This window comes from Paenibacillus helianthi, from assembly GCF_001909055.1.
Taxonomy (GTDB): Bacteria; Bacillota; Bacilli; order Paenibacillales; family Paenibacillaceae; genus Paenibacillus_AQ; species Paenibacillus_AQ helianthi.
Window position 1 is genome coordinate 18150 of the sequence record NZ_LVWI01000046.1, and the last position, 17462, is coordinate 35611.

A 17462-nucleotide genomic window follows, 5' to 3' on the forward strand; every position below is an offset into this window, starting at 1 on the left:
TCAAATGCTGTTGTTGTATTTTAGTACATTATGTATAATATTTGCAAGAATAGAAGTTGAGTGAACCTGATCTCCGGGAGTGTAAGCATGCTGGAATTTTTGCTGTATATGGTGTTTTCGGTACTGGAAAGCTCCGCTTTATTTTATCTGGGATTCAAATTATTTAAGATCGATCTATATCCGAAAGAAATCATCTTTGCGGGACTAATAATGGCGTTTTTTTCTTATATCCTTCGTAATGATTACCAGTTGCCAGAGATTGATATCCTTGTTCAGTATACACTTATTATTTGCTTTCTTTGGCTTCTCTTTCGAATACATATTTTTTATTCTTTTATTATGACCGCTATGGCATATCAGTCCTATTTATTAATTCAGTCTGCTATATATTTTATTATGAATACAACGGGTATCTATAATCTTCAGTATCCATTCACATCTACAGGTATCTATATCTTACAGATCGTTACATCAACAATTACATTCATAGTTGGTCATTATACCGGCAAGAAGCGAAAAGGATTTGACTTCATACCAGATAAGCCTGATGCAAAGGTTATCATTTCTAAACGCGAGAAAATCATGCTCGCTTTAACCCTTCCCTCCATATTGTTTATTATGTTAATGCTATATTTTGCAGAACATTTATATCGATTTTTCTTCATAATCCCTTTAATCTATGCCGTTTTTTTATATGGATATTTATATCAATCTGATAAAAAGAACCGTGGTGAGGAATTCTGAACAGCTTAGCAATTAAAATATCTCTCGCTATTAAACGCGCTAATCCTGAGGAAACCTGTTCTATTGAAGTGATGCAATACGCTTTGAATATTCTTCTCAATACATTTTTCACTTTTATAGCTACCCTTATCATTGGCTGGACTTTAAATAATTTGACAGACACTCTAATATTCTATATTTCTTTTTCGTTGCTGCGTGTCTGTTCGGGCGGAAAGCACTTAAAGACCGCAGCAGCCTGCAACATCGTTACATTTTTATCCTGCTCCCTCATTCCATATTTCCTTAGCTTTCCGGGAAATTATCTTTGGATAATTAACGCTGTTTGCTTAATTATAATGATTTTTTTCGCTCCTAATCCAGATCAAAACGCGCAAATTCCTCTTAGATGGTTTCCAGCTTTGAAATTGATTTCAATGGGATTAGTTGGCTGTAATTTTTTCATTAATTCTTCTGTCATCGGATTGGCCTTTTTACTCCAATCCTTAACAGTAATTTCGAGGAAAGGTAGGGGAGAATTATGAAGGCAACAGTGGCCAAGCACGCTTCTATAGCGCTTGAAGCTTCCGCCCGTTTCTTTGTATCAATTATGAAGCTTGGATTTCACAGTCCAGAAGCACCTAAAGAATTGCGGAAGTAATTTACAAGGATGGGGAGAACATGCGGGTCTTGTTAAATGACGGGTTCTCCCGGGATATCCGGGAAGAAGATATATTGTATTTCTCCAGCTATAAGAATACAATATTCGTCCATACGAAAGAAGGCGAGTTTGTTCTCCCTACCACACTTTCCGATCTCTTGGCTGCTTATAAGGGCAAAGGTTTCGAGCGTCTTGACCGCAGCAATGTAGTTAGTCTAAGTAATATTGAAAGTTATGATTCGGAACGTAAAATTGTTACGTTTCAAGAGGGAGAACAATTCGCTACAGTATCAGAACCAAATGAAACAAGGCTCAAACGATTTTTAGCCTCACGCAAAGATACCTCTGAATCATAACATCATACTCAATAAGGCATCATCAGCCATCCCGACAACCACTGGTTTCGAGATGGTTTTTTAATTCCACCGAAAAAAGTTATATATTATCCCATAAGATGCATCAGTTGTAAAGAACTATTCACAGGGCGAATGACAGGAGACGGGTTACCTTCCAAATGGTACCATTTAAATAGATTCGCAGTATTTTCTCAATCTACCAAAATAACCGATGGAGGAATCTAATGGATTATTATTTTCATCCTTCTCCGCGCCCCTCATCCCTGGAGCTATTATCTGACGAACAACTGTTGAACATCTACGAATTGGCAGTGGAGGCCAAAGCCTCACTTGATTTCATTGAGATCATCGAAACTGTTCTGACCGGGAGAAACATGGGTGACTTTGACCGTTCCGAAGATTGACCGTTAATTTCTCAGCACTCCTACATATATCTTATGAACACATGATGTATGATCTGCAACTGACAGCAAAGAAGCCAGCCTCACTATTCAGTGGAGCTGGCTTCTTTATGAGGAACAATGGCAAAAGACTACTCAATAAACTCCGTTTTGAAGACGTTCTCCAGCTTACCGCCCAGTCTTTTTTTCAGGGGAACCTTAATATCCCGGCCCAGCTCCTTGAAGAAAGTATCCACATCACACTTCACGTTCTGTGCCATGGCTATAACCGTTCCGTCACTCACAATATTCTGGTTCACTTCAAGAGGTACATCCACTTCAATGTCATACTTCTTGGTCAATGTTTTGATATATCTGGCAAAGATCTCAAGCAGCTCTTCATTGTTGAAATTCTCAATCGCGGCTTTTCCCTTGCTGGTAAATTTCATATTAACTCTCATTAGGATTTCCCCTTTTCTGTCATACCATTTTTTGTTGGTTGCTATATGGTTCAAGATGAATAGATGGCTGCAAGAAAGGGCAACATTATTCATTATTGAAAACGGATGAGGTCAGCTGTTATTTGAAGGCTCCGTTAACCTGCTGCACTTTAAATTGGGTAAATTCCTTAAGGGCTTGAATGACCTGATCCTGCTCGTCTTCCTTCAGCTCGTAGATACATTCCCGAAGCCACTCTCCGAACATGTACGCCTGTCTGCCTTTACGGGGCTGCTTGCGCAGAGAGTCCAGACTGCCTTCAAATTTATCGTTCAGTACATCGTTAAGATTATATTTCTCAATTTTTTCTATTACCATTCCTGCCCCATATTCCGTTTCATAAACGATCACCTCGTTTGAGTCGAACGATACATAGGAGGTTTCCTTGCCTTCCTTCGCCCGGAATTCCTTCAGCTTGTTGAAAGCTGTCTCATAGATGTAATCCTGCGACTGATTGTGCTGCGGGTGCTTATATCCCTGCTTGAGGGTCTTGATATATTCAAGGTCAGGCATATAATCCGCCAGATGGTACATCCGGTTCTTGAGATCTGCTCCAAGCGCCTCAATAATCTTATCCAGATTATCTTTTAGCGGAATACTCTCGCCCCGTTCAATCTTGCTGAGCTGGGAATAGCTGATACCGCTCTTCTCCTCCAGCCCTCTTAAGGTCAACCCACGGGTTTTTCTGAAGTGCCGGATGAAGTTCCCCAGCTCATCGGGATAGTTATCGAAATCGTTCATAGGAGTCACCTCTACCTATATCATAACACAACATAACACTTTGTGTTTCATTATAACAATTAATACCTGAAAAACTTTGGCCGGAGAAGCCGGGTTTACTTATTTTCCCTTGTCCTATTACCGATATAGCTTTTATATGGAAAATAATTCTTTCATTTAGGAGGAAATCCTCGTGGCATTGATCTCATCTACATCTAATAACACCAGTCCTATTCAAAACCCCAGCCATCAAGCCATTTCAAATTCCAGAGACAAAGAAATTCAAGGCCTGATGGACCAGAAATCCAGACTCAACGAGCAAATTGAAGCCGTAAAATCTAATGAGAATATGGATAAAAAACTAAAGCAGGAACGGGTACAGGCCCTGAAAACATCCATACAGGAAATTGATGCACAGATCGCCCAGATTAAAGCCGAGGAAATGCAGGAAAAAATAGAGAACAGCAAGCCCAATAAGACCGAAACTATAAAGCCTGAAACGGACCCCGCAACGGATATTACCGCTGAATCCATGCATGTCCTACTGCAGAATCATACCACTTATGACCGTCTGGGTAAGCTGGTTGGCCTTAGCAAGAAGGTGGAAGGTGAAATCAAGCCTTTGGAGGGTGAGGTGAAGCTGGAGGAAGTCCGATTATCCAACAACCCAACCCATGATGCCGGAAGAGCCACTATGCTGGAAAATGCGGAACGCACAGTCCTTCAAGCCAAAAGAGACAGGGTGCAGGATATTAAATCTACTGTTCGCGGCATCGACAGCAAGATTGGAGATGTAGTATCCGAACTGAAAGACAACGACAACACGGCAGCAACAAGCAAAGATCTCCCCAGATCACTTTTACATCCCGAAGGTGAAGAGAAAGACGATCAGGACCATTCTTCGGCAAGCCAAAAGAAAACAGGCACCGCTGAGGCCCCAGCCACCGGCGTATCGGGTCAGCAAAATGATAAATCCTCTGGATCACCGTCGATCGATATTCGGGTTTAGGCTCTTAGGACTAGGAAAATAAATACATATATTTAAATTTGAATATTTTTAAATTAAATATAATTCCATTTATTAATAAATTTCCCTCTATTTCAACAATATATGATAGAATATTCCTAGGTGAAATTACCTATATTATTATTTGCTGGAGGAATATAAAATGTCTGGTTCTAACCTAAGAACAGCACAACCAACGAATTCAACTCAAATGAAATTTTGCTTACACTGCGGGGAGAAAATACCTCTAAGAGCAGTCGTGTGTAATAAGTGCGGACTGCAAGTAGAAGAGTTGAAAGGAGCTGCCTCTCAACCCCATATTGTTATTAATAATTCTAATATGAACACTAATGTAAACAACAATGCAGGGTCTGGTAGAAGAAAAAGCAAATGGGTTTCCGTTCTTCTCTGTTTCTTCCTTGGTGTCTTTGGAGTACATAGATTTTATGAAGGCAAAATTGGGACTGGGATCCTTTATCTATTTACTGGAGGGTTGATGGGAATCGGAGCTTTAGTTGATTTCTTCATTCTTTTATTTAAACCAGATCCTTATTTTGTATAGAACAGAAGGACTGGCTCTACATGGGGAGTGTTAACAAAAGGAGGTTGTGGGTGAAAATCCACAACCTCCTTTTGTTGTATGTTACGTTTCTCTCCGTTCTGTCCTCCTTAGATTTTATATGCGACCTATCAATACATCACCGGTCGACGTGGTCGAATAATAACCCGATAAACTTTTTGGTTTATCGGGTGTGTCATGAAAAGTAATCAGATTTCAAAACCCCTCACATATCCTAATCCTTACCCTTTCAAGAAACCTTATGCTCAATCCGCAGCTTGTCAGCTACCATGGCAATAAATTCCGAGTTAGTCGGCTTGGATTTGGAGATATTAATGGTATAGCCGAACAGGTGGGAGATGCTGTCGATGTTGCCACGGGTCCAGGCCACTTCGATGGCGTGGCGGATGGCGCGTTCTACACGAGACGGCGTTGTCTTGAATTTTTCGGCTATTGCCGGGTACAAGGTCTTGGTGATGGCGCCCAGGATCTCAATGTTGTTATAGACCATGGTAATGGCTTCACGCAGATACTGATAACCCTTGATATGCGCAGGTACGCCGATTTCATGAATGATCGAGGTAATGTTGGCATCCAGGTTCTTGCCCTTGGAGAGCGGCACTACGTTGCTTCCTCTGGAGCCCGAATAATTGGACATGCTGGATGAAGTGCTCATGCTGCCCTGTGTACCGGCGAGTTGCCGCACACGGTTGGCGAGAACCTCCATATCGAATGGCTTCAAAATATAATAAGATGCGCCTAACTGCACAGCACGCTGAGTGATGTTCTCCTGACCGAAGGCGGTCAGCATAATGACCTTTGGTTCCGGCTTCAGATCCATATCGCGCAGGCGCTCCAGGACACCCAATCCGTCCAAATGAGGCATGATGATATCAAGGATAAGGACATCGGGAATTTTGCGTGCTTCGCTCAGCATTTGAAGTACTTCTTCCCCATTATAGGCGATGCCCGTCACGGTCATATCTTCTTGTTCCGTAATGTACTCGGCAAGCAAATTCGTAAACTCCCTGTTGTCATCGGCCAACAACACTTCAATGTTCTGCACTGGCTGCTTCCTCCTTATTTATATCTGCTATTCGAAAATAATCATTTATCTTCGCTCCCTTACAGTTTCGACATACTGATTCAATATCCTTCTGTCGAAAATTATTTTTCTTTATTTTTTTTTAGAGTTGGATTATAATTAATTATTTTATTTCATGGTTCGATCTTGTTCGCTGGCCTTCGACAAAAAAATCTTAAGGCTAAACCGCCTTAAGATCATAGGGAAAAGTATGTTCTTGCAGGGCTGCACCGGAATCCTGAAGCATCCATTCGATAAAACAGCCATAACCTGATTTGGGATCATTGACGAATACATGGGTTACCGCACCGACCAAACGCCCATTCTGTACAATAGGACTGCCGCTCATGCCTTGGACTATGCCACCAGTCTTATCAATCAGACGGGGATCGGTAATACGCAGCACCATGCCTTTGGTTGCTGGTGTATCCTGACGTGCTACATGAATGATCTCTACATTAAATCGTTCCACCTGCTGTCCATCCACAACCGTCAGAATTTGCGCCGGACCTTCCTTCACCTCATTGCTCATAGCCACCGGGATTGGTTTCTCGTATAGGCTATGCTCCGGATTACGGGTCATTTTACCGAAGATTCCGAAATCCGTATTACTCTCCACATTCCCGAGGACCTGACTCTCCTTAAGAAAATGTGCCCGTTTCTCACCTGGATCGCCATCCTGGCTCTTGGAAATGGAGGTCACGCTGGATTGCACAATGTGTCCGCTGCCGACGACAATGGGCGTCCCGGTGTTCATATCGGTAATAACATGTCCCAGTGCACCATACACTCCCTGCTCCGGCGCATAAAAGGTCAAAGTCCCGACACCCGCCGCAGAATCGCGGATATAGAGGCCCAGGCGCCATACCTTGTCATTGCGGTCATACGCTGGTGTCAGCTGAGCTGTATGCTCTTTGCCAGCACGTTTGTACACAATGGTAAGGGGTTGATGGGATTTGCCTGCATGCTCCACCAGCCTGGAAACCTTGGACACCTCGTCCAGCTTCACCCCATTGATGGAGATCATCAAATCCCCGGGCAGTAAACCGCTGTTCTCTCCAGGGGAAAGCTTGGACTGCTTTGACACTTCAATTAAATGATGTCCTACAACAAGCACGCCTGCAGACTTTACTTTCACACCAATCGTTTGCCCTCCCGGGATTACCCTGAGGTCACGGGTTTCCCCCAATACGGTCTTGCCAGGCTGGGTATCCTGAGCTGCGGCATAGCTCTGATGAGGACCCGTTATTCCTGATAAGCTGAGAAAGAAGGCAAATAAAAGGCCGGGCATTAACTTCCTGAGGTTTGGCTTCAATGGCTGTCACGCTCCCTTTTGCTTCTTTCGCTTGACGAAAAAGGTGGTCGCCAATTGCGTACCTATAAGATAACCTTGCCCCCAGGCTTTTATTACTGTCAATCATTGTCCCGCTTACCCTGCAGCCGCCTTGCTGGCCTCAGCCAGACCGAGCATTTCCTGTGCGTGGTGCAAGGTTTTTTCGGTAATTTCCACACCGCCCAGCATTCGGGCCAGCTCCATGACGCGGCCTTCCAAGGGCAGCGACTCCACTTCGGTCATCGTTCGTCCGTCTTCCACTTTTTTGCGGATTAGATACTGATGATCAGCCATGCACGCTACCTGAGGCAGATGGGTAATGGAGAACACCTGACAGGTGGCTGAAAGCTTGTACAGCTTGTCAGCGATCGACTGGGCTGCCCTTCCGCTGACCCCGGTGTCCACTTCGTCAAAAATGAGTACAGGGATCGCATCATGCCGGGCAAAAATACTCTTCATCGCCAGCATAATCCGCGACAGCTCACCGCCTGAAGCGATTTTGCCCAACGGGCGGAGCGGCTCACCTGGATTTGGAGAGATCATGAACTCTGCACTGTCGATGCCTTGGCGGGTCAGCCGGTAGCGGCGGTCCTGGTATTCCACACCGCGGGGGTCTTCCAGAATATCCATTTTTACCTGAAGCGAGGTCCGTTCCATCTGCAGGTCCTTCAGTTCACTTTCAACTTGGGTAGCCAAATCTGCTGCACACTGCCGGCGTGCTTCACTGAGCGCTTCCGCTGCTTCCATTAGTGTGTTCAGGAGTCCGTTGCGCTTTACGGTCAGCTTCTCAATATATTCGTCCTTATTCTCCAGCAAATCGGTCTCCCGGCTAATTTGTTCATAATAAGCCAGAATCTGCTCTACACTATCTCCATATTTGCGCCGAAGTCCAGAGATCTGATCCAACCGGTTCTCAATATCCTCGAGCCGTGCCGGGTTGAACTCAATATCCTCACGGTAATCCCGCAGCTGAAAGGCGGCATCCTCCAGCTGGTAATACGAGGATTGAAGCTGGTCCAGGACACCCTTCAGACCCTTCTCATCGTACCGAACCGCATCCTCCAGCCGGGAAATCACATTTCCGATGGATTCCAGCCCCTGCCTGTCATACAGTAGCTCGTATGCGCCAGATACGGAATCCATCATTTTCTCGCTGTGGGATAGTTTGACCCTTTCTTCGGCAAGTAATTCATCTTCCCCAGGTTTTAGTCCTGCGGAAGAAATTTCCTCCAGCTGAAAACGGTATAAATCCAGCATCTGATAGGCCTTCTGGCTGGTTTCCTGCAACTCACGGAGTTCTTTTTCCACCTTGGCAAAGGCGGTATATTTCTCTTGATAGTCGGCCTTGAGCGGTCCAATAACAGCTTCGCCGTAAGTATCCAGCAGGCCCAGATGGCGCTCTGCCTTCAGCAGATTCTGATGCTCATGCTGTCCGTGAATATTAACCAGCTGTTCACCGATTTCCCGCAGCATGCTGAGATTCACCATCTGTCCGTTGACACGCGAAGTGCTTTTGCCTTGAGAGGTAATCTCACGGCGGATAATCAGATGCTCCTCCGGGTCCGCCGTGATACCAAGACGCTCCAGCGTCTCCCATACGGGATGCGAAGTAGGCAGGCTGAAGAGCGCTTCCATCTCCGCCTTGTCCGTGCCGTAACGGATGGAATCCGCTGAGCCACGGCCTCCGACCACAAGCCCAAGCGCATCGATAATGATTGATTTCCCTGCACCGGTCTCCCCTGTAAGTACATGAAAACCGGGATAAAAATGCACATCTACCGCTTCAACAACGGCAAGATTACGGATCGATAATGTGTCTAACACGAATACAGCACCTCCGAAAAGATGATTGCGACATCTATGATTCTAGGATATATATCCCATAATTTGCGAAATTACGTCTTTGCTGTTCTCTGGCTGGCGGCAGATAATCAGGATCGTATCGTCACCGGAAATGGTGCCCATAATCTGCGGCCAATCAATATTATCGATCAGGGCTGCGACAGAGTTAGCCGTTCCCGGGAGACATTTCATCACCACCAGGTTCCCGGAGGAATCAATATGCACAAAATTGTCCACCAGCACACGTTTCAGCTTCTGTGTCGGGTTGTACCGCTGATCTGTAGGCAGCGAATATTTGTATCTCCCGTCGTCCATAGGGACTTTTATCAGCAAAAGCTCCTTAATATCCCGCGACACCGTAGCCTGGGTAACCTGAAAACCGGCCTCGCGCAGTGCTTCCACCAAATCGTCTTGCGTCTCAATTTCCTGTTGGGTAATGATTTCACGTATCTTAATGTGCCTGTGACCCTTCATTATTGCCTCCTGTATGGTTAAGTTAACTTTCTAAGTGGATTCGCCGTCATCTTTGCCAAGCCTGATCTCATGGATCACGGAAGTGACGGTATTGACATATAGCACTCCGCTGCAGTCCGGATAAATCAGCAGGTACGGCAAAAGTGAATCCCGGAGGCTGCTGCCGGTAAAGTCGAGCGTTTTGCGCGGGCGGGATAGAATGACTAAATAGTAGGAGTCCTCTTCCTTGCTCGCAACATAATCAATAAACAGTCTGCTGTACATGGAAGCCCCGTCTACATTAAAAGACAGCGGAATCTTCAGTTTGCCTCCAATCACTTCGTAGCCCGCTGCTTCCAGCAAATCAATGGAAGGATGAGACAAAATGACTTTATTCAGCGGAAGCCTGTCCTTAATGAACGAACGCGGGGAGCTTTGCAGCCATATGTAAATCCGATAAATGATAAATATTGCGACTGCCAGTCCAATTAGCACCATTACGGCTTTATCAGAGCCCGCCACCTTCATCACCTCGGTGATTAATTCGCGTGAACCCCGTCAAAATCCTGCTTCGATCCCCGAAATCGCGGCTGAATGTGAAGCAGAAGTCCCTTATTAGAGGAAATATAAGGATAGACTACCTTATTCCTCAGTATATTGCAAAAAAGCCTTACTACAGCAAGTAGAAACGGCTACGCCGTCCTTTTAAGGATGGTAGCCGTTTCAGCGAGAAATATACAGATAATTTATTGTGCTTAACGTATAAGTTCTTAAATTTCCAAAAAGAAACTCATCGAAGTGATGAGTTTCCAGATTTGCTGACTTTGAAGGTTGCTGCCGCTTCCTTGATCACGGCCTCAGCAAGTGCTGCGAAATTGTCCGGCTGTAGTTCTCCTGAAGGCTGTTCATCGCCGGACTCCACTGCCTCAGGCAGGAGCTTCCAGTGGGCCAAAAACTCGATATTGCCTTCACCGCCAGTGATGGGGGAGAAGGTTAAGCCTTTCAGCCGGTAGCCCAGTTCTGCAGCCATGCCCAGAACGTTCATGAGCACCTCTTTGTGGACAGCCGGTTCGCGGACCACACCGGATTTCCCGACCTTTTCCCGGCCGGCTTCGAACTGCGGCTTAATCAGTGCGGCAATATCTGCAGGGCGTTCAAGAAGCGCCATCAGCGGCGGTAAAATAATCTTCAAAGAAATAAATGATACATCTATACTGGCAAAATCGGGAACAGGGCCTTGAAGGTCGGGTGGGGTCATATAACGGAAATTCGTCTGCTCCATCACACTTACCCGTTCATCATTGCGCAGACTCCAGTCCAGCTGATTATAGCCTACATCAATAGCGTATACGTGGCTTGCTCCGTTCTGGAGTGCGCAATCGGTAAAGCCTCCTGTAGAAGAACCGATATCCAGCATGGTGCGCCCGTTCAGGTCAATACCAAACTGCCGCAGCGCCTTCTCCAGCTTCAGCCCGCCACGGCTGACATAGGGGTGTACCGCACCTTTCACCCTCAGAACGGCGTTACGCAGCACCTTCATCCCGGCCTTCTCAATCCGTTCCTCATTCGCAAGCACCAGCCCGGCCATGATAGCTGCCTTGGCCTTCTCACGGCTTTCGTAAAATCCTTGTTCCACTAACAATACGTCAATCCGTTCCTTAGGGTGTTCCATGGTCATCTCCTGATTGTTCTTAGGCTTGCCGCTTCAACTGTCCTGTTCAGGAGGTTGAGGTCGTCTTATAGGCAAATGAGCTAGATGCCTTCATCGTCTTGATCCGGCTGACTACTGCTTCAACAGTCAATCCGGTTTGCTGGCGCTGTTCTTTGATGGAGCCATGCTCTACAAAGATATCCGGCACGCCCATCAAATGAACACGGGCATCATAAATTTCATGCTCCGCATAAAATTCAAGCACCGCGCTGCCCAGACTTCCCGCCTGGCTGGCTTCTTCCAGTACAATCATGCCAGTGCCCGCGTGGGCCAGATCGAGGAGCATGGAGCTGTCAAGCGGCTTCAGGAAGCGGGCGTTGACAACACTCAACTGAATGCCTTCCCGCTTCAGCTGCTCTGCCGCTTCTTCAGCCACCTGAACCATAGGTCCGCAGGCGAGTACAGCGTAGTCATCGCCTGGACGAAGCCGCTCCCAGGAACCGATTGGAAGTACCTGTAGCTCGGTATCCATGTCAACACCGGTGCCGTCAATCCGCGGATACCGGTAAGCGATCGGGCCATCATTATATTCAAGAGCTGTCTTCATCATATGGCGCAGCTCGTTCTCATCCTTCGGCATCATCATCACCATATTCGGAATATGGCGCATAAAGGCTATATCATATACCCCTTGATGTGTCTCGCCGTCAGCACCGACAAAGCCTGCACGGTCGATAGCGAACATAACATTGGCGTTATGACGGCAGATATCATGCACAATCTGATCATAGGCCCGCTGCATAAAGGTAGAGTACACTGCATACACAGGTTTCATCCCCTCCATCGCCAAGGCTGCACATAAAGTTGCCGCATGCTGCTCGGCAATGCCTACATCAATCATCCGGTCGGGAAATTCCTTAGCGAACGGGAACAGTCCTGAGCCGCCAGGCATCGCCGGCGTCACGGCGATCAGCCGCTTGTCCTCACGGCCCAGTTCGATTAATGTCTGACCAAACACTTCAGTATACATAGGATTCCCGACAGCTTTTAAGGACTGGCCGGACTCAATTTTATAAGGAGAAATGGCATGTGATTTGTAGAAATCGGTTTCAGCAGGTTTGTACCCCTTACCCTTAGTAGTTAGAACATGCACCAGTACAGGACCGGATACATTATCGGCCTGATGGAAGGTGTCTATCAGCTTCTCCATGTCATGACCGTCGACCGGTCCAAGGTATGTGAAGCCAAGCTCCTCAAACAGCACACCGGGAACCATCATATATTTAAGACTGTCTTTCACATTCTGGGCAGTCTTGGCGAGCCTTCCACCGATGGCAGGAATCTTCTTCAGCAGTCCTTCGACTTCATCCTTTGCTCGCAGGTAGTGGCGGTCCGAACGGATTTTGCTCAAATAGTTGTGCATTGCCCCCACATTCGGCGCAATCGACATTTCATTGTCATTGAGGATAACCATCAGCTTGCGGCGTTCGTGGCCGATGTGGTTGAGTGCTTCAAACGCCATCCCGCCGGTCAGCGCTCCGTCCCCGATGACAGCTATAACCTTGTTGTCTTCGCCTTTTAGATCACGGGCCATGGCCATACCCATTGCCGCTGACAGCGAAGTACTGCTGTGCCCGGCTTCCCAGACATCATGTTCACTTTCCGAACGCTTAACAAAGCCGCACAATCCGTCTTTTTTGCGCAGCGTGTCAAAACGGTCCTGGCGGCCGGTCAATATCTTATGGACATATGCCTGGTGGCCTACGTCATATATCATTTTGTCCCGGGGACTATCATAACAGTAGTGCAGGGCCAGTGTGAGCTCCACTACCCCCAGATTGGAGCCGAGGTGCCCGCCTGTTGCAGTAAGTTTCTCGATCAGAAACCGGCGGATCTCCTCCGCAAGAGTAGCCAGCTCCTCGACTGACAAAGATTTAAGTTGCTGAGGATCATTTATTTGTGGAAGCAGCACGAGTATTCCCCGCTTTCCTAGATGTTGTAAAATATATATAAACCCCATTATAACACAAACGAAACGGCTGTCGAAATACAGCCGTCCCGGAATTCATGCTAGTGATCACGCTTCATCAGGTATTCCGCGATGTCCAAGAGGCGGGTACTATCTTGAAAACCGCCTTCAAGTATAGCATTACGAGCGGCTTCTGTCAGCCGCCGGACCTCTTCACGGGAGGCGTCCAGCCCGATAAAGTACGGGTAAGTCACCTTCTGCTGCTTAACGTCGCTGCCTGTTTTTTTGCCAAGCTTACCTTCGTCCCCTACCAGATCAAGAATATCATCCTGAATCTGAAAGGCCAGTCCGATATGGGTTCCGAAATCACGCAATGCTTCAAGCTGTCTGCTGTCTGCTCCTGCAATTCGTCCGCCTGCCACAAGGGAGAATATGATCAGATCCCCTGTCTTATGTTGGTGGATATACTGAAGCTGCTGCAGATCGGTAAGCCCCTGTTCGCCCTCCATATCGGCGATTTGTCCTCCGACCATGCCCCGCGGGCCTGCCATTTCTGCCAGATCCTCAACAACTGAAAGGGCTCTGTCCGCTGAAATGCTATGTCTTCGTGAAGCCTGGACAACACTGTAAAAGGCATGTGTCAGCAGAGCGTCTCCGGCCAGAATCGCCGTAGCCTCGCCAAACACCTTGTGGTTGGTCAGTTTGCCGCGACGGTAATCGTCATTATCCATTGCGGGCAGATCATCGTGGATCAGCGAGTAGGTATGTACCATCTCGATTGCAGCTGCTACCGGCAGAGCCGCTTCACGGCTGCCTCCCAGTGCCTCGCAGGCTGCGACTACCAGCAGTGGACGGAGACGTTTGCCCCCGGCTTGCAGAGAATAGTTCATCGCATCCTTCAGACTGCCGGGCACCTTCCAATGCTCAGGCAAGGTCGCCTCCAGCTCCTTCACAACCAGGCCGCTGATCTCCGTAATATATTCACTGAGCGGCTGACGCTGCAGATTCCCCGTAGGCTCTGCCGCCTGCTTGGGTTCAAAGCGATTCATCGCCGTCACCTTCCAGCCGGGCACCGAACGGTTTTTTGCGCAGTTCTCCATCCATCTCGGTGATCATTTCGATTTTGCGCTCCACCTGCTCCAGCTTACTTCCGCACAGCTGCGAGAGCTTCATGCCCTGCTGAAACAAATCGATTGCCTTTTCCAGGGGAACGTCGCCGTGCTCGAGCTCACGCACGATTTCTTCCAGCCGCTCCATGGCTCCTTCAAAGTTAAGTTCAGCTTCCTTCGCCATTTGTTATGCCATCCTCCTTCATTCCCCATACCTGGCAGCTTAGCTGTCCGTCGTTCAGCTTTATGTTGACCATGTCGCCGAGCTCTACTTCGTTCAGCGATTTGATTAAGTGCTCTTCCTGCTCGTCATAGACGAGACTGTACCCTCGCGACATCACCTTAAGCGGACTGAGCGCATCGAGATGGCGCAGCTCGGCAGCGAAGTGCGAGCGCTTCTCCTGCAGGCGCACCTGCATAGCACCCGCAAGCTCGCGGGTGATGCTCTCGGTGCGCCGCCGCGCCGCGCTGACACTCGCCTGCGGGTGGAAGCGCTGCAGGCTGTGGTGCAGCACGGCCTGGCGCTCCCGCGCGCGGCCGTGCCGGTCTCTCGCTGCGCGGAGCAGGCCCCCGCGCAGCATGTCCAGCCGCTGCGCGTGCTGGGCCAGCTGGCGGCGTGGGCCGACCAGCTCCAGCGAGCGCTGCAGCGAGGCCAGGCGCTCGCCGCCACGCTGCGAGCGCCGCAGCAGTCCCTGGCGCAGGCGCTGCTGCGCCGTGCGGAGCTGTGCCGCCAGCTCCGCGGCATGCGGTACGGCCAGCTCGGCCGCCGCCGTCGGGGTTGCCGCCCGAAGATCGGCGGCGAAGTCGGCGATCGTGAAATCGGTCTCATGGCCTACGGCCGAGATGACCGGAATACGTGAGGCTGCAATCGCTCGGGCTACAGCCTCCTCATTGAAGGCCCATAGTTCTTCCAGGGAGCCGCCCCCGCGTCCGACAATGAGCACATCGGCTTCGCCCATAGCGTTCAGGTTATCAATCGCCTTCACAATGGAAGGCCCTGCACCTTTCCCCTGTACCAGGACTGGATACAGTACAACTGCAACCTGCGGAAACCGCCGCTGCAGCGTGATGATAATGTCCCGCACAGCCGCACCTGTCGGGGAAGTCACTACCCCGATACAGCGGGGAAACCGAGGGAGCGGCCGTTTGCGTGCCGCCTCAAACAGGCCTTCCAGCTCCAGCTTATTCTTCAGCTGTTCATATGCCAGATACAAACTGCCGATGCCATCGGGCTGCATATGTGTGGCATAGAACTGGTACTGCCCGTCCCGTTCGTAGACCGTCACATTGCCTCTTGCGATTACCTTGGTCCCTTCCTTCGGTACAAAGGGCAGCCGCTGGTTATGGGAAGCAAACATGATGGACTTGATCCGGCTGCTCTCATCCTTAAGGGTAAAATACATATGACCGCTGCCGTGGTGGGTGAAATTGGAGATTTCCCCGCGAACCCATACATCAGAGAGCACTACATCCGAATCGAGCTTCATGCGGATATAACGATTAAGCTCTTTAATCGAATAAATCTGCCGATCTGCCGCCATGGGCGCTACCTATTCCTTATCCAGGCCGCGGCGGCGTTTGGCTGCAGTCAGCGTATTGGCCATCAGCATGGTAATGGTCATCGGTCCTACGCCACCAGGTACCGGAGTAATGTATCCGGCAACTTCCCTCGCGCTTTCATAGTCCACATCTCCAGCCAGCTTGCCGTTATCCAGACGGTTCATTCCAACATCGATAACTACCGCGCCCGGCTTCACAAAAGAGCCGTCAATGAAGTTGGCCCGGCCAATAGCAACAACTAGAATATCTGCCTGACGGCTAAGTTCAGCCATGTTCGCAGTCCGCGAATGACACATCGTTACCGTAGCATTCTCGCGCTGAAGCAGCAGGGATACCGGTTTGCCGACAATGTTGCTCCGTCCGATTACGACTGCATGCTTGCCGGACATTCCGGTGCCTGTGCGTTTGATCAGCTCGATCACACCCGCAGGCGTGCAGGGCAAGAGGCTGTCATCCCCGATAACCAGATTGCCGACGTTAATCGGATGGAAGCCGTCCACATCTTTTTCCACAGCAATGGCATTAATTACAGCCTTCTCGTCAATGTGATTTGGAAGTGGAAGCTGAACCAGAATACCGTCAATTTCATCCCTGCGGTTCAGTTCAGCTACAAGCGCCAGCAAATCTTCCTGACTTGTCGCAGCATCCAGTCTGTGCACTTCGGAATGGAACCCCAGTTCAGTACTGGATTTTTCTTTATTGCGCACATAGACCTGAGATGCAGCGTCTTCGCCAACGAGCACAACAGCAAGACCAGGCTTTACGCCCCGTTCGGCTAATGAGGCAACTTCCCGGGCAATGTCGATACGAATTTCGTCAGATACTTGTTTACCGCTGATAATTGCTGCTGTCATGTAATTCTCTCCCCTTTTATCTGCTTTGAAAGTTTGGATGAAGCGTGAAACCTGTACATTCTTATATTTCGAAAAAAACAGCTTTTACAGATCCGTCTTAAGCGTATCAATCTCCTGAATCATCTTCCCAAGCACACCGTTAACGAACTTTCCAGAATCATCAGTGCCAAAATGTTTGGCCAGATCAATGGCTTCATTGACAGAAACCTTGGCTGGCACATCATTCGCAAAGACCATCTCATAAGTAGCGAGACGGAGAATCTGGCGGTCCACCCGTGAGAGCCGGCTCATCTGCCAGCCCTTCAGGTAATGCTCCAGCATATCATCAATGGCCATCTTATGTTCCCACACACCGTTCACATGCGCTACAACATATGCTTTCAGCTCGATTTCGTCTGTAATTACACGCTCGGTCTCATTTTCTTCCGAAGCTTCGGCTATCAGCATTTCCACCGCTTCCGAACTTTCCACTTCATTCATTTCCATCTGATACAGGCTTTGGACAATAATTTCTCTTGCTAAACGTCTTTTCATGTGTTCCTCCTACAAACATATCTTGTTTGCTTATATTGGGTGTATCATTGTTTCTTCCTGCAACTATTGTAAGCTTAATGGAGCAGGTTCTATCCTCTAAGAGAGCACCAACTGCAAAAAAAACCGCGCAGCCCTTCCTCCGGCATCAGGCAACTCATACGTACGGGTTCCAG

20 protein-coding genes are annotated in these 17462 nt (G+C 48.4%); 6 read left to right on the forward strand and 14 right to left on the reverse strand.

Features of this window, described 5'->3' with window-relative positions; all coding sequences use genetic code 11:
- Nucleotides 1-87: 87 nt before the first annotated feature.
- The 4 genes from A3844_RS17040 to sda all read left to right on the forward strand — a co-directional run bounded on the left by A3844_RS17040 (nt 88) and on the right by sda (nt 2141).
- Entirely contained in the window at nt 88-744 is a 657-nt protein-coding gene (locus A3844_RS17040) for a hypothetical protein (RefSeq protein WP_074085265.1), read from the forward strand.
- A gap of 29 nt (nt 745-773) precedes the next feature.
- A complete protein-coding gene (locus A3844_RS34010; protein WP_425270608.1) occupies nt 774-1265 on the forward strand; it encodes an accessory gene regulator B family protein in 492 nt (163 codons plus the stop codon).
- Nucleotides 1266-1401: 136 nt separating this feature from the next.
- A complete protein-coding gene (locus A3844_RS17050) occupies nt 1402-1737 on the forward strand; it encodes a LytTR family DNA-binding domain-containing protein (RefSeq protein WP_074085267.1) in 336 nt (111 codons plus the stop codon).
- A 224-nt stretch (nt 1738-1961) separates the two neighbouring features.
- The gene (sda, locus tag A3844_RS17055; RefSeq protein ID WP_074085268.1) at nt 1962-2141 is read left to right on the forward strand and encodes a sporulation histidine kinase inhibitor Sda; all 180 of its coding nucleotides are present in this window, start codon (nt 1962-1964) and stop codon (nt 2139-2141) included.
- A gap of 128 nt (nt 2142-2269) precedes the next feature.
- On the opposite strand, the gene A3844_RS17060 is transcribed toward sda, so the two are convergent.
- Both A3844_RS17060 and A3844_RS17065 read right to left on the reverse strand, forming a co-directional pair.
- Entirely contained in the window at nt 2270-2578 is a 309-nt protein-coding gene (locus A3844_RS17060; RefSeq protein WP_074085269.1) for a hypothetical protein, read from the reverse strand.
- A gap of 118 nt (nt 2579-2696) precedes the next feature.
- The gene (locus tag A3844_RS17065) at nt 2697-3356 is read right to left on the reverse strand and encodes a helix-turn-helix domain-containing protein (RefSeq protein WP_074085270.1); all 660 of its coding nucleotides are present in this window, start codon (nt 3354-3356) and stop codon (nt 2697-2699) included.
- A 172-nt stretch (nt 3357-3528) separates the two neighbouring features.
- Here A3844_RS17065 and A3844_RS17070 point away from each other — a divergent pair, with 172 nt between their 5' ends.
- Both A3844_RS17070 and A3844_RS17075 read left to right on the forward strand, forming a co-directional pair.
- Nucleotides 3529-4344 (forward strand): FlxA-like family protein, encoded by an 816-nt coding sequence (locus tag A3844_RS17070; RefSeq protein WP_074108035.1) that lies wholly within the window; start codon nt 3529-3531, stop codon nt 4342-4344.
- Between the two features lie 160 nt (nt 4345-4504).
- Nucleotides 4505-4903, forward strand: a complete 399-nt coding sequence (locus A3844_RS17075; protein WP_074085272.1) for a TM2 domain-containing protein — start codon at nt 4505-4507, stop codon at nt 4901-4903.
- A gap of 247 nt (nt 4904-5150) precedes the next feature.
- Here the strand turns inward: A3844_RS17075 and spo0A are convergent, their stop codons facing one another.
- The 12 genes from spo0A to nusB all read right to left on the reverse strand — a co-directional run bounded on the left by spo0A (nt 5151) and on the right by nusB (nt 17289).
- A complete protein-coding gene (spo0A, locus tag A3844_RS17080) occupies nt 5151-5966 on the reverse strand; it encodes a sporulation transcription factor Spo0A (protein ID WP_074085273.1) in 816 nt (271 codons plus the stop codon).
- A gap of 199 nt (nt 5967-6165) precedes the next feature.
- The gene (gene spoIVB / locus A3844_RS17085; protein ID WP_074108036.1) at nt 6166-7299 is read right to left on the reverse strand and encodes a SpoIVB peptidase; all 1134 of its coding nucleotides are present in this window, start codon (nt 7297-7299) and stop codon (nt 6166-6168) included.
- Between the two features lie 114 nt (nt 7300-7413).
- Nucleotides 7414-9141, reverse strand: a complete 1728-nt coding sequence (recN, locus tag A3844_RS17090; protein ID WP_074085275.1) for a DNA repair protein RecN — start codon at nt 9139-9141, stop codon at nt 7414-7416.
- A 42-nt stretch (nt 9142-9183) separates the two neighbouring features.
- Entirely contained in the window at nt 9184-9633 is a 450-nt protein-coding gene (ahrC, locus tag A3844_RS17095; protein WP_074085276.1) for a transcriptional regulator AhrC/ArgR, read from the reverse strand.
- A gap of 30 nt (nt 9634-9663) precedes the next feature.
- Nucleotides 9664-10134 carry a hypothetical protein gene (locus A3844_RS17100; RefSeq protein ID WP_167374694.1) on the reverse strand — a complete coding sequence of 157 codons (471 nt, stop codon included), beginning with the start codon at nt 10132-10134 and terminating at the stop codon, nt 9664-9666.
- Nucleotides 10135-10402: 268 nt separating this feature from the next.
- Nucleotides 10403-11284, reverse strand: coding sequence for a TlyA family RNA methyltransferase (locus A3844_RS17105; RefSeq protein WP_074108038.1), 882 nt, complete (start codon nt 11282-11284; stop codon nt 10403-10405).
- Between the two features lie 46 nt (nt 11285-11330).
- Nucleotides 11331-13235: a 1-deoxy-D-xylulose-5-phosphate synthase gene (gene dxs / locus A3844_RS17110; RefSeq protein WP_074108039.1), complete on the reverse strand. Its 1905-nt coding sequence runs from the start codon at nt 13233-13235 to the stop codon at nt 11331-11333.
- 98 nt (nt 13236-13333) lie between these two features.
- The gene (locus A3844_RS17115) at nt 13334-14281 is read right to left on the reverse strand and encodes a polyprenyl synthetase family protein (protein WP_074108040.1); all 948 of its coding nucleotides are present in this window, start codon (nt 14279-14281) and stop codon (nt 13334-13336) included.
- Nucleotides 14268-14525, reverse strand: coding sequence for an exodeoxyribonuclease VII small subunit (xseB, locus tag A3844_RS17120; RefSeq protein WP_074108041.1), 258 nt, complete (start codon nt 14523-14525; stop codon nt 14268-14270). Before xseB ends, A3844_RS17115 begins: the two co-directional genes overlap by 14 nt.
- Nucleotides 14509-15882, reverse strand: a complete 1374-nt coding sequence (gene xseA, locus A3844_RS17125) for an exodeoxyribonuclease VII large subunit (protein WP_074108042.1) — start codon at nt 15880-15882, stop codon at nt 14509-14511. Before xseA ends, xseB begins: the two co-directional genes overlap by 17 nt.
- A 9-nt stretch (nt 15883-15891) precedes the next feature.
- Complete coding sequence (gene folD / locus A3844_RS17130; RefSeq protein ID WP_074101084.1) at nt 15892-16755, reverse strand: bifunctional methylenetetrahydrofolate dehydrogenase/methenyltetrahydrofolate cyclohydrolase FolD; 864 nt, start codon at nt 16753-16755, stop codon at nt 15892-15894.
- An 84-nt stretch (nt 16756-16839) separates the two neighbouring features.
- On the reverse strand, nt 16840-17289 hold the full coding sequence (gene nusB, locus A3844_RS17135; protein WP_074085284.1) for a transcription antitermination factor NusB: 450 nt from the start codon (nt 17287-17289) through the stop codon (nt 16840-16842).
- Nucleotides 17290-17462 lie beyond the last annotated feature (173 nt).

What these genes read in the sequence shown, in the direction of transcription:
- A3844_RS17060 (WP_074085269.1), bottom strand. Translation starts at nt 2,578, where the DNA reads ATGAGAGTTAATATGAAATTTACCAGCAAGGGAAAAGCCGCGATTGAG.
- folD (WP_074101084.1), bottom strand. Translation starts at nt 16,755, where the DNA reads ATGACAGCAGCAATTATCAGCGGTAAACAAGTATCTGACGAAATTCGT.
- A3844_RS17115 (WP_074108040.1), bottom strand. Translation starts at nt 14,281, where the DNA reads ATGAATCGCTTTGAACCCAAGCAGGCGGCAGAGCCTACGGGGAATCTG.
- sda (WP_074085268.1), top strand. Translation starts at nt 1,962, where the DNA reads ATGGATTATTATTTTCATCCTTCTCCGCGCCCCTCATCCCTGGAGCTA.
- A3844_RS17050 (WP_074085267.1), top strand. Translation starts at nt 1,402, where the DNA reads ATGCGGGTCTTGTTAAATGACGGGTTCTCCCGGGATATCCGGGAAGAA.
- nusB (WP_074085284.1), bottom strand. Translation starts at nt 17,289, where the DNA reads ATGAAAAGACGTTTAGCAAGAGAAATTATTGTCCAAAGCCTGTATCAG.
- xseA (WP_074108042.1), bottom strand. Translation starts at nt 15,882, where the DNA reads ATGGCGGCAGATCGGCAGATTTATTCGATTAAAGAGCTTAATCGTTAT.
- ahrC (WP_074085276.1), bottom strand. Translation starts at nt 9,633, where the DNA reads ATGAAGGGTCACAGGCACATTAAGATACGTGAAATCATTACCCAACAG.
- A3844_RS17065 (WP_074085270.1), bottom strand. Translation starts at nt 3,356, where the DNA reads ATGAACGATTTCGATAACTATCCCGATGAGCTGGGGAACTTCATCCGG.
- A3844_RS17105 (WP_074108038.1), bottom strand. Translation starts at nt 11,284, where the DNA reads ATGGAACACCCTAAGGAACGGATTGACGTATTGTTAGTGGAACAAGGA.
- xseB (WP_074108041.1), bottom strand. Translation starts at nt 14,525, where the DNA reads ATGGCGAAGGAAGCTGAACTTAACTTTGAAGGAGCCATGGAGCGGCTG.
- A3844_RS17075 (WP_074085272.1), top strand. Translation starts at nt 4,505, where the DNA reads ATGTCTGGTTCTAACCTAAGAACAGCACAACCAACGAATTCAACTCAA.
- A3844_RS17040 (WP_074085265.1), top strand. Translation starts at nt 88, where the DNA reads ATGCTGGAATTTTTGCTGTATATGGTGTTTTCGGTACTGGAAAGCTCC.